Consider the following 12,608-nt stretch of genomic DNA (forward strand, 5'->3'; position numbering starts at 1 on the left):
GAGCAGTTTTACGCTTCAAACCACTCCGCTGCCACTGGTCTTGCGAGGGGATGGACCAGCTGGGGGCGTCGTACGCGCCAGGCCGCCCCGTTCAACTCCCCGGGTTGGACACTGATTGACCCCCCTGCATACTCTCCCTCGAAGACGACACGGAGGTTGTGTAACACCGCGTCGTGGTCTGGACTCGTTCGACGCTCGTGTCTAGTTCCAAAGCAGTCCTCGATTGTACACTCGATACTGGTTTCCTCGCGGACTTCCCGGAGAGCAGCCTCTTCGAAGGTCTCATCCTGCTTACGACCTCCGCCGGGGATTCCCCAAGCGGTCCCGCCCCGGCCTAGTATCATCAGAACACGCTGCTGTACGTGAACGTCGTCAGACATCGACTCTGTCAGCGGATTCGCCTGTTCGGGCTGCCGGACAATCCAGACGTAACTGCTTCCAATATACCCGTTCCGTGACTTCCGTCTCTCCTCCTCGAAATCGCCCGGGTCAACAGTGACCGTCTCCGCCTCCTGATAGTCGATTCCGTACCTCTTGTCGAGACGTTCGAACCGAGACTCGACAGTGCCCTTGTTGATATGCTCGACCATCGGGCTCACACTGAAGACCGTCGATTGTAACAAAGTATCGATTTGGTTACTCGGGAAGAAGCGACCGCGAGGAGTTGGTCACGACGAGCAGACTGCTGGCTGCCATCGCCGCCGCGGCGAACAGTGGGTTGATGTGGCCGGTTGCGGCCAGCGGTATCGCGACTGCGTTGTAACACAGCGCCCAGCCGATGTTCTGTTTCACGCGGCTGTCTGCTGCCGTTGCCAGCTCAAACACCGTTTCGAGCGAATCGAGGTCGTCGGTGACGATAGCTGCATCGGCGGCATCGGCAGCGAGAGCCGTTCCGCTGCCAAGCGCGATGCCGAGGTCGGCCTGTGCGAGCGCAGGTGCGTCGTTTGTCCCGTCACCAACCATCACAGTCTGTTTACCTGCGCCGAACTGTCGGACTGTCTCGGCTTTTGCTTCCGGTGGGACACCAGCGAAGACGTGGTCAACCCCGGAATGCTCACCATACGTCGAAGCGGCACGCTCGTTGTCTCCGGTCAGAATTGCAACTTCAATATCCCGGGCACTGAGGCGGTCGACTGTCTCGTCCCACCCCTCTCTGGGGTTATCACCGACAACCACGATGCCGGTTGCCTCCCCATTTTCTCCGACGATGACCGGGACATTCCCTTCATCGTGTGCACGCTCTACGGTCGATTCGTACGCCGACGGTACAGACCAGTCTTGTGCTGCAAATAACGACGGGTTGCCAACCAGAACTGTTTGCCCGTCAACAGTCCCACCAACCCCCGTTGCGTAGCTTTCGAACGACGAGACACGGCTGTCAGTGTCGGCTTTACTCTCCAGTGACCCCTCGACGGCGTCCCCTGACTGGTCGACAACACCGCCGTCCGATGCGACAGCATCCGTGTTGGCCTTACTGTCAGTTGGCTGTATATCGTACGCATCGGTAATTGCTGTTGCAATTGGGTGTGAAGAGCGCGCTTCAAGGAGCGCGGCTCGCTCGAATGTTTTCTTGTCTCCTGTGGCATCGAGAACTTCCATGTCGCCGGTCGTGAGCGTTCCCGTCTTGTCGAAGACAACCAGGTCAACATCTCGGAGTCGCTCGAAAATCGTCTCGTCGAAGACAACGATACCGCGTTCGAGTGCCTCTCGAATACTTGTCGCGATAGCAAGCGGTGTCGCCAACCCAAGCGCACAGGGGCAGGAGACAATAAACACGGTAAGTGCTAGAAGCATCGTCTCGGAGAAACCAGCCCCGAGTAACAAAAAGTGGACGAGACCGGTGACAATCCCAAGTGTGAAGACGGTCGGTACGAAGACAGTTGCCAGTCGGTCAGCAAGTTGCTGAATACCGTGGTTCGCGCTCTGTAAGTCCCACACCATGTCAGTGATTCGTTCGATACTGCTTTCGCTGCCCTCATCAACGGCGACAACAAGGGACCCATCGGCCAGCAACGAGCCACCAACAACTGTGTCTGTCTCACGCTTTGGGACTGGCCGGGATTCTCCGGTGACAACCGCCTCGTCGACGGTCCCTGTTCCCTCTGTAACCGTCCCATCGACAGGAATCCGCTCGCCTTTACGGACGAGGACCCTCTCACCAGCCGTCAGAGAATCAATCGGAACGGTCTCGGTTGTGTCCGAGCCGTTGTAACGTCGTGCCTCATCGACCTGAGCTTCGGTCAGGTCAGCCAACTTCTCTGTCGCTTTTGTTTTGATTTCGTTTTCGTAGTAACTGCCTGCAGTGACGACGACAACAACGCCGACCGTTACGTCGTAGTAGATGTGTGACTCGCCAAGGAAGATCGCAAGCGTACTGTAGACCCACGCCGCGCCGGCAGCCAAGGCGACGAGTAGGTCCATGTTTGGCTGTCGCATCTTCAGACTGACATACGCACCTTTTAGAATGGGGCCACCGGTATAGAAGAAGACAATACTAGTCAAGATTCCCATCACGATGAAAAAATAGGAGGCTGTAGTTGCAGCAAGCATCTCCTGTAACATTTCGGCTTGGCCCGGCGGATAGTAGAGTCCATTATCGAAGTATGTGGGATAAACAACGGCCAGATACTGCATCATCACCATCATCCCAAAGAGAACGCCGACAACAAGTCGCATGAGGATATCGTCTTTGGCTTGCCGTTCCCCAAGTGGGTCGTCACGAGCATATGCGCTGTATCCCATCCCCGTGAGGTCATCTCTGAGCGTCCCCTCGTCGACCTCATCGGGGTCATGATCAATTCGAACTGTGTCCGTGATGTAGCTAGCATCGACCGCGCCTACGTTCTCTCGGTTGCCTGCACGCTGCTCGATAAAGGTTTCACAGGTCGTACAGTGCATTCCATCAATGCGGAGAAACGTCGTCTCGTACGCCTCCGGAACGTCGTCGTCCTCATCAAGCGAGTCCCGGATTTCTTCGGGAGCAGCATCTGGGGAAATGTTGTCCCGTTCCGCCAGCGTCTCGTGGACACCTCGACAGCCACGACAACAAAACTGCTCACCAGCGGCATTTTCTACAGGAGGGCTTGCCACCGGAAGCTCACAGAGTGTGCATGTGTTGGAATCGGGCATGGGTGAACTGAGTTTATCCGTGGTACTGCCAATCGTAGCAGGCTGATAGCCAGTCCGAAACGGCGTCGTTAGCGCGGTCTATGGAATCCACAGCAAATATCCTGTCGGTTACAGCCCCAGCCCTACAAAAACTCTCACAAGACCAACCTCCTCAGTCAGTCCAATTATCCTGCCGCCCTATTGCAGACTTTACTTCCTGTACCCGTTTCGGTTGGTGAACGGCGATATCTGTCGCCGTGACGATACCGACAAGTTCGAAATCCTCAATCAGCGGGAGCTTTTTTATGTGTTCAGCTTTCATCAGTTCCAGCGCGTGTCGTATCGACGTTTCAGGGGCAGTTGTCACCACATCTTCGCTCATTCCACGCGCGACAGGAAGCTCAGCAAGCGACTCTCCCATGGCATAGGTCGCCCTGAGTACGTCCGAGCGTGTGAGGATTCCCACGAGTGCGTTATCAACAACAAGAGTACTCCCAACGTGTTCTTCGAGCATTACGCCACTCGCCTCTCGAAGCGTTGTGTCAGGCCCAACTGTGACGGGTGGGGAGGACATAATTTCCGCAACCTGCATACACTGAATTATTCCCGGAGGTACGTGATAGTTCCGGCCTTAGAGGGCGCTTCCGGCACGAATAATGTCTGTCTCGCCGAAAGCAGGGCCGACGAACTGCATGCCGACTGGCAGTCCGTCGTCGGTTTCGCCGGCAGGCACGGAGATAGCGGGCAGGTTCGCGAGATTGACTGGTGTCGTGTTCGCGTCTGCGAGATACATCTTGAGCGGGTCATCGAGACTCTCGCCGCGTTCAAACGGCGGGACAGGCATCGTCGGCGAGGCAAGCACGTCCGCCTCCTCAAGTGCCTCGTCGAAGTCCTGTTTGACCCACGCTCGGGCATCTTGGGCTTTCTTGTAGTACTTGTCGTGATATCCCGCCGAAAGGGCATACGTTCCGAGCAGGACCCGGCGTTTGACTTCCGGTCCGAACCCCTCTTCGCGAGCTGTAGCGAAGGTTTCGTTCCAGTTGCCATCGTAGCCACCGGAGACGCCGTACCGGACACCATCGAACCGCGCAAGATTCGATGATGCTTCACTCATTGCAATCACGTAGTAAGCCTCGACAGCGTGTTCAACACTCGGCAAACTCACCTCGTGATAGCTTGCCCCCTCCGCTTCGAGTTCGTCGATGGCACGCCAGAACTGCTCACGGACTGCTTTATCAGCACCCTCGACAAGCTCTGTCGGGATGCCGATATCCATTCCGTCTACATCACCATCAGCGGCAGCAGCGTACGCAGTTTCCCCGTGTTCAGTAGCGTCTCGTGTCGTTGCGTCGCGCTCGTCGGGGCCAGCAATTACGTCAAGCAACTCGGCAGCCTCCTCGACGGATGGGGCGATTGGGCCAATCTGCTCAAGACTGTTCGCGTACGCGACCAGCCCGTACCGCGAGACGAGTCCGTAGGTTGGTTTAAGTCCAACGACGCCACAAAACGCCGCGGGACAGCGGACTGAGCCGCCAGTATCGGTGCCAAGAGCCATATCCGCATCACCCGCTGCGACGACTGCAGCGGACCCACCAGAGGAGCCACCAGGGACGTGCCCTTGGGCCACGGGGTTTTCGGTCGCGCCGAAAGCAGATGTTTCCGTTGTTGTTCCCATGCCGAATTCGTCCATGTTGGTTTTTCCGGGGATTGTCGCGCCCGCTTGCTTGAGACGTTCGACAACAGTCGCGTCGAACGGGGGAACGTAGGATTCGAGCATCGCCGACCCACACGTCGTCGGGACGCCTTCTGTGGAGATGTTATCCTTGACAGCGATACTTCGGCCAGCGAGTGGGCCGTCGTCGCTGCCGTCGATTCTCGTTTCGGTAATGTAGCCGTTGTAGCTCATGAGACGTTTGGGCCTTTGAACTGGTCGTCTTCAGTCTCCGGGGCGTTTGCCAATGCATCCTCGCGGTCGAAGCTTTCAGCAATCTCGTCCGGACGCATCACGTTCGTCAGTTCGGGTTCGCGCTCGACTTCCGGCACGTCGTCGAGTGCTTCGAACGACGAAAGGATGTCACCGAACTGCTCAGCGAACAGTTCGCGTTCGTCCTCGTCGAGGTCGATACGCGCCAACTGGGCGATATGTTCGACCTCGTCGGTATCGACGGGGGTGTCGCTCATGCCTGATTGGAGTGTTGTGTGGGCGGTAAGCGTTTCGATGCAACACCGAGTAGACGCTGGTGCCCCCATCTTAGTCAGTGCACTGGCTGAGTAAACACACCGGCTCCGAACAGTTCAGTATCGTTATCACCATACGGTTTCGATTCTGGTTCGAGAGGCTGTCGAACAGCACAACATACCAAACAGCCACACTCCGACAGCAGACTGCCTACTCAGGACATCACGACTGTGATTGTTCTCCGGGCGGAAGTGACAATGTGACAATAGTGCCGCGAGGTTCGTTGTCTCTTATCTCTACGTCACCACCGTAGTTGATGACGAGCCAGTGAACGTGAGCCAAACCGATGCCGCTGCTGTGTATCAACGGGTCATCTGTGCCGACCTCAACTGCTGTTCGCTCTTGCTCTGGGACCCCCGGACCATTATCGGCGACATGGACTTTGATTGGCTCTGAGGGTCGTGTTGGCGTTTCGACAGTCACAGTAACACAGGGGTTCTCACGGTCGTTGTGCGTAATCGCGTTGTCGATGAGTTCACGCAACAGCGTTCCAAGAGTTGCTGCATCGAGGTCAAGTTCGGCTGACTCAGCATCTACTTCGATAGACGCCTCTGGATAGCTGTCTTCGAATTCGGCGACCTGTTCAGATAACACTGCGCCGACGTTGCAGGTCACGTCGATGTCGTATCTGTCGTTGAGAGATTGGCGGACGGTGGTTATTTTCTCACTCGTGTCTGCAAGCGTCTCCGCCTGAGCGAGTATCCGTTTGAGTTTGTGTTGCTGAGGTTCGTCTACCTCTTTGAGAAGCGTCCGTGTGTACCCCTCGATTGCCGTCAGGGCGTTACGGAGGTTGTGTCGCAAGATACGGTTCAGGTCGGACAATCGCTTCTCACGTAGTTTCCGTTCAGTAATGTCTGACTGGACAGCGACAAAGTTTGTTATTTTGCCGTCCTCGTCGGTAATCGGGGCAATCGTCTGCTCGACGTAGTAGAGTTGGCCCGACTTGCTACGGTTGACGAGTTCAGCTTCCCAAACATCGCCGGCAAGGATTGTGTTCCAAAGGTCAGCATAAAATGCTTGACTCTGTTTGTTCGATTTGAGGATGGCTGGTGTCTTGCCAATTGCCTCCTCTTGGCTATACCCGGTATCAGCCTCGAATGCCGGATTCACGAACTCGATGATACCCTCCTCATCGGTGATAAGTACAGAGTGGCCTGTCTGTGACACGGCTTCTCTGTACAGTTCGAGTTCGTGCTCAGACTGTTTCCGGTCAGAAATGTCGTGGATAATAGAAAATAGCAGCTCTTTGCCGTCGATTTCGATCGGTGTGGTGTATACTTCAACCGTCCGAACGTCACCGGAAGCCAAGAGATGTTCGAATTCGAAGTGATTCCGGTTTTCTTTATTTGCACGTTCTCGTTTGCGTGCTACTTCTTTTTCCGAAAGCCTGTTTATCTCCTGGACCCGCATGCTGGTCAACTTCTCGGCCCCGTAGCCATAGAACACCGTCGCAGCCTCGTTTGCATTGAGTATCTGACCCGAATCTGGTTCGATAAGTAACATCGGTGCACTGTGGGACTCAAACATCGTCCGGAACCGCTGCTCGCGTTCTCGGAGCGTTTTCTCCATTTGCTTGCGTGTATTAATATCGCGTAACACCACAATGGCACCGGCAGGCATGCCGTCATCGTCAAGAGGTGTGATTCGTGCTTCGACGTGAATTGTCCCCTCGTCCTGTGCTGATTTGAGGTTTTGCATCGTTATTTCGACGCGACGGTCAGTGGCTTCGCCGGCCAAAACCTCTTGAATACCATCACGGAGAGAGAGAAAACCGACATCAAGAAACTCTGCAAGCTGTGAGATGTTTTCAAGCTGTTCAGGAGAGTATGCGGTAACATTGCTCAGCCGTTCGTTAAGAAAGACAATATTCCCGTCAGCATCGACGACAAAGACAGGCTCTTGGAGACTGTTAAGAACCAGAGAGTCGCCAATATCATCCGGGATGGATGTCATCATGCATCGCTTACTGATACGTGAACATTAACATTCGGTCTAGGAATTCAACGAGATTGTTGTCACTGACAGAATGCTGTGATACGGTATGAATGAACGGACACCCAAGATTGCACGGCGTTCGACCGCAGGTAATCCCGCGTGCCTCCTCCACCCCGCGACCCGTCGAGCGACGGATGTCCGGCGGTCCGCTGCTCGCTTCCGCGCCTGGCGGACTGCCCCCGGTTAACCACGCGCCTGCACCCCTGCAGGTACAGTCGTGTGGACCTCCATCCCCGAAGGACGAGGCTTCGACGTTGGCTTGCGGGGCCCACGGCCGTCTACCGCACGCACCCGGAATTCGGTCCCCACTTAAGGCCACTTGTGGGATACGAGCGGGGCCTAACCGCCCGACCTAGTCCATATTATCCTAATTCGTGTCCCCCATAAGGGGCTTTCGGACTGGTTCGCTTCCGGGAAGCCTCCGTAACACCCAACAAGACAGCCCGTATACCACAGTGTATGGATATTGGCGGTACCGCAAAGAAGGTTCAGCGCGTGACAAAAATCGCCGAAGAGTCGTACAAGAAGATGCAGGCGATAATGGAACAGATGCAGGAGATGATGAAGCAGATGAAACAGCTCCAGTCCGATATGGAGACGACGACAGAGCAAGTCGGCGACATTGAGTACGAACTGGCTGAACAGCGGGTGCTCCTCGAATCACTCGCTGAACAGCAGGGGGTCGATGTCGAGGAAGTGCTGGCGTCGGCTGACCTTCCAGAGCCGCCCCAAGAGTCAGAAGCGGACACTGAAGCTGACGAACCGGCCGACGATCTCGCAAAAAAGGCGACAAGCAAACCGTCAGCAAGCGACGAGTAACGCTGAAACCGACGAATTTACCCGACGTGTAACGTTCTCCAGAAAAGCTGCCTGTCGTTCAGGCGCTTTCAAGTCGGTAGGGCCAGTAATCTTTGTCTCTGAGGGCACTGCCGAGCACGCGATGGAAGTCTGGGAAGTCCTCAAACTCAGTACTCTCGTCAATCTCGTCGAAGATATCTTCAACGCTGACGACACGGTCGTAATCGATTCGGACCGGGTGGTCGCCGTACTGTTCGACGTATTCGCTCGCAGTAAACGGGAAGTCTTCTTCTTCGTCAACTTTTTTCGCCAGTACTGCGTGCCCGTATTTGCGTCGACCCTCGCTACCTTTGTCGCCATCCGGGTCGTGTGGCCAGTCCATACTGGGACATTTGGAGAAGCATACAAAAATGATTCCCTCTCATGCTGACAGCACACGTTGGAACTGAAGATATGTGTGTCGACCAATAAGATGTAACAAGACACAAAATATTTCCCTCTCTTTGCGGTACCCACAATATATGAGTCGTAGGGTACTTCCCGACAGTTTTGCGGCCGTTGAATTATCGCGTCAACGGGTAGCAGTGTTGTTGCTTGCAGTCGTTGTTTTGACTGCCGGTTGTAGCGGATTTGTTGGTGGTGACAGCGATGCTGCCGATGATTCAGCACCGCTTGACAGCATCCCTGAGCAGGCTACCAGCGTTTCGCATATGCAGACTGCGGTGTTGACTGACTCAGTGACAGAGTCACTCGTAGATGAGCTATCAACGGCAGAAACAACAGTAGATGACGAGTTTGAAGATCCCCAGTCATGGGACGCTATGCTCTCTGAGGTCGAAAACGAGACTGGTGTTGCTGTAGAAGACGTACACAGCATGACGATGTTCGCCGGCGCCCAGAGCGGTGAGATGGCAGATGATTACAGTGGCGTCATCGTCAAAAGTGATCTCAGCTGGGACGAGATTCGTTCGGCAGCTGAGGAAGCAGAAGCCGTCTCGGAAGACGAAGCCGACTTCGAAGATCTTCAAGAAGAGAGCTACAACGGTGTGACCGTGTACAGCAGCGAGACCGACGATGTCGAGACCACCTCGTGGATAGCTGACTTCGGAGACGGGACGTTCGCAGTTGGCACACAGAACGTCGTCAAAGACGTAATCGATACCCGTCAAGGTGATGCACCCGGCATCAACGACGAACTTCGGAGTACGTTCGAGGGCGTCACCGATGGCTACATCAAAAGCGCCGCCACTCTAACTGACGAGCAGGCCAACATGGTCGGCGATATCGCTGCCGGACAAGGTGGACTCGGTGGAATGTTGGTCCCGGAACTCAAAGCAGTGACGTCGAGTTACCACACAAAAAATGACGAGATGAACATGGAAGTTGATATGGTGTTGAATTCGTCGGAAAAAGCCGAGTCGTTTACCAAACTTGCGGATACCTACACGAGCAAGCAGTCTGGTGTTGAGGACCCGACACCTAAAGAGCAGCCTACCGCTTGGCTCATCAACACGATCTCGGTCGAATCAAACGATAACCGTGTCTCGATCGCGTTTCGTTCAGGCCCTGAAGAGCTCACCACCGCAGTAGAAGCATTTGATGAGTCACGCCTCTTCGAAGGTCTGTTTACCGGCACAGGAGCTTCTATCCAAAGCACATCGGTTACCGCGAATGCAACTGCGTAGCCGCTTTCTCGACTGAGTGTACTTTTTATCGGAACCTTCCGAGATGTAGTTTGTACGATTAGCTGGACCCAACACGACACTATCACGAATCCCTAACAAGGAAGGTACTGTGTAGTAGTAGCCGGACGGCATATACTTCGTATGTCAAATCTGCCAGTTGACAGCTCGCCTCGAAGACGGTTTCTCGCTGGAGTTGGGACAAGCCTCGCTGTTGGAGTCGGTATCGGAACCGTCACAGCATCGAAACAGCAGGCAGGTGTTCAGATAACACTGGACAACGTCAGTGTGACTGCCTGGGAGATTACTGGGGTCGAAGGCGACGAGACTGTGGGGGCTGTCGGCACGGAAAACCCAGAGTTGACCCTCCGTGAAGGAGTCCGTTACACGTTCGTCAACAACGGGGGCAGTTCCCACCCGCTTGTATTCAGAGACAGCGAGGGGGACGCGTTGTTGAGTCAGAGCGAGGACGGGTCGTTCGAAGGTCGCTCGGAGACAGACTGGGTCGACGACGGTGGAACTGTCTCGTTCACGCTCACTAACGAGCTCGCCGCTGAACTGGCGAGCTATGCTTGTACGGTCCATGGCTCGATGGCAGGCAGTATCGAGACAACACAAGCTGAAGGCGAGCCAACAGCGACAGTCAGCTTTTCCGACCAGTCAACAACGGGAACTGCTGTCGGTGTTGATTCTACTGAGCTTGCGGATGGCGGGTTCGTTACCATCCACGATAGCAGCCTGCTCGATGGGGACGCTCTGGGCAGCGTTGTTGGCGTCTCCAGCTATCTCGGCCCCGGGTCTCACGAGGACCTAACAGTCCCGCTTGATGATCCACTCGTCGAGAACGAGACACTCATCGCAATGGCTCACCGTGACACCGATGGGGACGAGGCGTACACCTTCGTCGAGAGCAACGGAGAGACAGACAGTCCCTACACTACAGACGGCAGCGCAGTCACTGACGATGCAGCTATCCAAGTCGAGAGTGCTGCCGCAGTACAGATGACAGACCAGATGACGATGGGTGGATCCGTCGTCGTCGACTTCGCGCGGCTCAACGATGGCGGGTTCGTTACCATTCACGACAGCAGTTTGCTCGATGGTGACGCGCTCGGAAGCGTTGTCGGCGTCTCTGCCTATCTCGATGGCGGGTCCTACGAAACGCTCGAAGTCTCGCTCGACGAAGAGTTGACCGAGAATGACACGCTCATCGCAATGCCCCACCGTGACACGAACGGAACCGAAACATACGATTTCGTCGAAACTGAGGGAGGGGCCGATGGACCGTACGTGTTCGGCGGGGGAGCCGTCACCGACACAGCCCCAGTAACGGTCAAGGGGACTGCCACTGTAACTATCTCCGACCAGCAAACCGACGGGACCACCGTCGTCGTTGAGTCTACAACCCTGGAGGATGGCGGATTCGTCACGGTTCACGACAGTACACTGCTCGATGGCGACGCACTCGGAAGCGTGGTCGGTGTTTCGGCGTATCTGGACCCAGGCAGCTATGAGGCTCTCGAAATTTCACTTGAGGAGGCAGTGACCGAAGACGAGACGCTCATCGCAATGCCCCACCGTGATACGAACGGAAACGAAATGTACGATTTCGTCGAAACTGAGGGCAGTGCTGATGGGCCATATATTTCAGATGGAGACGCAGTCGTCGACTCGGCAGAGGTGACAGTTCGTGGAGGCGCAACTGTCTCTCTGTCGGATCAAGAGACTGACGGAATGACTGTGATAGTAGACTCTACAGAGTTAGAAGATGGTGGATTCGTCACTATCCACGACAGCAGCCTACTTGATGGTGATGCAGTTGGGAGTGTGGTTGGCGTCTCGGAGTATCTCGAACCGGGAAGCTACGAGAGTCTCGAAATTCCCCTTGACGAAGAGATGACAGCCGACGATACGCTCATTGCGATGCCACACCGCGATACAAACGGGAACAAGATGTACGACTTTGTCGAAAGTGAGAGCGGTGCAGATGGGCCGTACCTCGGTGATGATGGCAACGCCGTCATCGATGATGCGTCGGTTACGGTCTCAGGCAGCATGGATGACGATGGAATGAGCAATGGTGGAATGGACGATGACGGCATGGATGGGGAGGTGAGCGACGATACAGAAAGCTCAGATGACGATGGGGCTGGCTTTGGCGCTGTGGGCGGTGTCGCTGGAATCGGCGGTGTCGCCGCTTACGTCTACCGGCGGTTCGGCATCGAGGCTGACGACGAGTCATAGTATCTAAAGACCACATCGTGTGAATTTACCCGATACGTTCTAACGAGGGTTCTAAAAGGAGACATCGTTTGTTGAGACCGCGTCTGGCAGACTGGACACGGAGTAGTATCAACGTCGCGTGACGAACACACGATTACGGTCGGCAGCCGAGTTCCTCACCGAACGCTATTATCGATTAAATGACAAGAAACAAACAGCCGTAGCTGGCTATCGGGGACTGCCAGAGTTCATTGAACATGTATCGACGCCGATGAGAGAGTACAACCCACACGTTCCCGTCGCCGCAGTCACGAGCAAAACCAGCGAGATGATGCCGAAGATGGGAGCAAGTATCATCGGAACTGAGAAGCTTCCCGCGAGCGCCACAAGAGCGCCGATTCCGAGAACTGCACCGAGTCCGGTTCTAACACGTTTGTCTGTTGCACCTACGTTTTGGCTCATACGTGATGTTAGGTCTAAGACCATATATACCTTTGTATTGGGTATACAATACAAGACTATCTCTCAAAAACAGGAATTGGACAAAAGCAGCTATGATTGCG

General features: G+C 55.2%; 11 protein-coding genes and 1 other RNA gene. 3 read left to right on the top strand and 9 right to left on the bottom strand.

Annotated elements, in window-relative coordinates:
* Positions 1 to 8 precede the first annotated feature (8 nt).
* The 7 genes from N5098_RS13355 to ffs form a co-directional block, all read right to left on the bottom strand.
* Positions 9 to 590, bottom strand: coding sequence for an NUDIX hydrolase (locus N5098_RS13355; protein WP_267638375.1), 582 nt, complete (start codon positions 588 to 590; stop codon positions 9 to 11).
* A 46-nt stretch (positions 591 to 636) separates the two neighbouring features.
* Positions 637 to 3,129 carry a heavy metal translocating P-type ATPase gene (locus N5098_RS13360; RefSeq protein ID WP_267638376.1) on the bottom strand — a complete coding sequence of 831 codons (2,493 nt, stop codon included), beginning with the start codon at positions 3,127 to 3,129 and terminating at the stop codon, positions 637 to 639.
* Between the two features lie 151 nt (positions 3,130 to 3,280).
* Positions 3,281 to 3,700 (bottom strand): CBS domain-containing protein, encoded by a 420-nt coding sequence (locus N5098_RS13365; protein WP_267638377.1) that lies wholly within the window; start codon positions 3,698 to 3,700, stop codon positions 3,281 to 3,283.
* Between the two features lie 39 nt (positions 3,701 to 3,739).
* Complete coding sequence (gatA, locus tag N5098_RS13370) at positions 3,740 to 5,014, bottom strand: Asp-tRNA(Asn)/Glu-tRNA(Gln) amidotransferase subunit GatA (RefSeq protein WP_267638378.1); 1,275 nt, start codon at positions 5,012 to 5,014, stop codon at positions 3,740 to 3,742.
* Positions 5,011 to 5,289 carry an Asp-tRNA(Asn)/Glu-tRNA(Gln) amidotransferase subunit GatC gene (gatC, locus tag N5098_RS13375; RefSeq protein ID WP_267638379.1) on the bottom strand — a complete coding sequence of 93 codons (279 nt, stop codon included), beginning with the start codon at positions 5,287 to 5,289 and terminating at the stop codon, positions 5,011 to 5,013. Before gatC ends, gatA begins: the two co-directional genes overlap by 4 nt.
* A 220-nt stretch (positions 5,290 to 5,509) precedes the next feature.
* Complete coding sequence (locus tag N5098_RS13380; RefSeq protein ID WP_267638380.1) at positions 5,510 to 7,303, bottom strand: PAS domain S-box protein; 1,794 nt, start codon at positions 7,301 to 7,303, stop codon at positions 5,510 to 5,512.
* Between the two features lie 91 nt (positions 7,304 to 7,394).
* Positions 7,395 to 7,705, bottom strand: an RNA gene (ffs, locus tag N5098_RS13385) — signal recognition particle sRNA.
* Between the two features lie 96 nt (positions 7,706 to 7,801).
* Between ffs and N5098_RS13390 the strand changes: the two genes are divergently transcribed.
* Positions 7,802 to 8,161, top strand: coding sequence for a DUF5798 family protein (locus tag N5098_RS13390; RefSeq protein WP_267638381.1), 360 nt, complete (start codon positions 7,802 to 7,804; stop codon positions 8,159 to 8,161).
* A 58-nt stretch (positions 8,162 to 8,219) separates the two neighbouring features.
* On the opposite strand, the gene N5098_RS13395 is transcribed toward N5098_RS13390, so the two are convergent.
* The gene (locus N5098_RS13395; RefSeq protein WP_267638382.1) at positions 8,220 to 8,522 is read right to left on the bottom strand and encodes a DUF5785 family protein; all 303 of its coding nucleotides are present in this window, start codon (positions 8,520 to 8,522) and stop codon (positions 8,220 to 8,222) included.
* Positions 8,523 to 8,661: 139 nt separating this feature from the next.
* Here N5098_RS13395 and N5098_RS13400 point away from each other — a divergent pair, with 139 nt between their 5' ends.
* Together N5098_RS13400 and N5098_RS13405 are read left to right on the top strand one after the other, a co-directional pair.
* Positions 8,662 to 9,825, top strand: a complete 1,164-nt coding sequence (locus tag N5098_RS13400; protein ID WP_267638383.1) for a hypothetical protein — start codon at positions 8,662 to 8,664, stop codon at positions 9,823 to 9,825.
* 141 nt (positions 9,826 to 9,966) lie between these two features.
* Positions 9,967 to 12,066, top strand: coding sequence for a DUF7282 domain-containing protein (locus tag N5098_RS13405; RefSeq protein WP_267638384.1), 2,100 nt, complete (start codon positions 9,967 to 9,969; stop codon positions 12,064 to 12,066).
* A gap of 207 nt (positions 12,067 to 12,273) precedes the next feature.
* Here N5098_RS13405 and N5098_RS13410 read toward each other — a convergent pair whose 3' ends face one another.
* A complete protein-coding gene (locus tag N5098_RS13410) occupies positions 12,274 to 12,507 on the bottom strand; it encodes a YgaP family membrane protein (protein WP_267638385.1) in 234 nt (77 codons plus the stop codon).
* Between the last annotated feature and the right edge of the window lie 101 nt (positions 12,508 to 12,608).

Source organism: Halovenus rubra (assembly GCF_026586665.1).
In the GTDB taxonomy this organism is placed as follows: domain Archaea; phylum Halobacteriota; class Halobacteria; order Halobacteriales; family Haloarculaceae; genus Halovenus; species Halovenus rubra.

Bases quoted from the DNA above. Each gene is read 5' to 3' on its own strand.
- N5098_RS13390 (WP_267638381.1), top strand. From the start codon at position 7,802: ATGGATATTGGCGGTACCGCAAAGAAGGTTCAGCGCGTGACAAAAATC.
- N5098_RS13380 (WP_267638380.1), bottom strand. From the start codon at position 7,303: ATGATGACATCCATCCCGGATGATATTGGCGACTCTCTGGTTCTTAAC.
- N5098_RS13395 (WP_267638382.1), bottom strand. From the start codon at position 8,522: ATGGACTGGCCACACGACCCGGATGGCGACAAAGGTAGCGAGGGTCGA.
- N5098_RS13405 (WP_267638384.1), top strand. From the start codon at position 9,967: ATGTCAAATCTGCCAGTTGACAGCTCGCCTCGAAGACGGTTTCTCGCT.
- N5098_RS13400 (WP_267638383.1), top strand. From the start codon at position 8,662: ATGAGTCGTAGGGTACTTCCCGACAGTTTTGCGGCCGTTGAATTATCG.
- N5098_RS13360 (WP_267638376.1), bottom strand. From the start codon at position 3,129: ATGCCCGATTCCAACACATGCACACTCTGTGAGCTTCCGGTGGCAAGC.
- N5098_RS13365 (WP_267638377.1), bottom strand. From the start codon at position 3,700: ATGCAGGTTGCGGAAATTATGTCCTCCCCACCCGTCACAGTTGGGCCT.
- gatC (WP_267638379.1), bottom strand. From the start codon at position 5,289: ATGAGCGACACCCCCGTCGATACCGACGAGGTCGAACATATCGCCCAG.
- N5098_RS13355 (WP_267638375.1), bottom strand. From the start codon at position 590: ATGGTCGAGCATATCAACAAGGGCACTGTCGAGTCTCGGTTCGAACGT.
- gatA (WP_267638378.1), bottom strand. From the start codon at position 5,014: ATGAGCTACAACGGCTACATTACCGAAACGAGAATCGACGGCAGCGAC.
- N5098_RS13410 (WP_267638385.1), bottom strand. From the start codon at position 12,507: ATGAGCCAAAACGTAGGTGCAACAGACAAACGTGTTAGAACCGGACTC.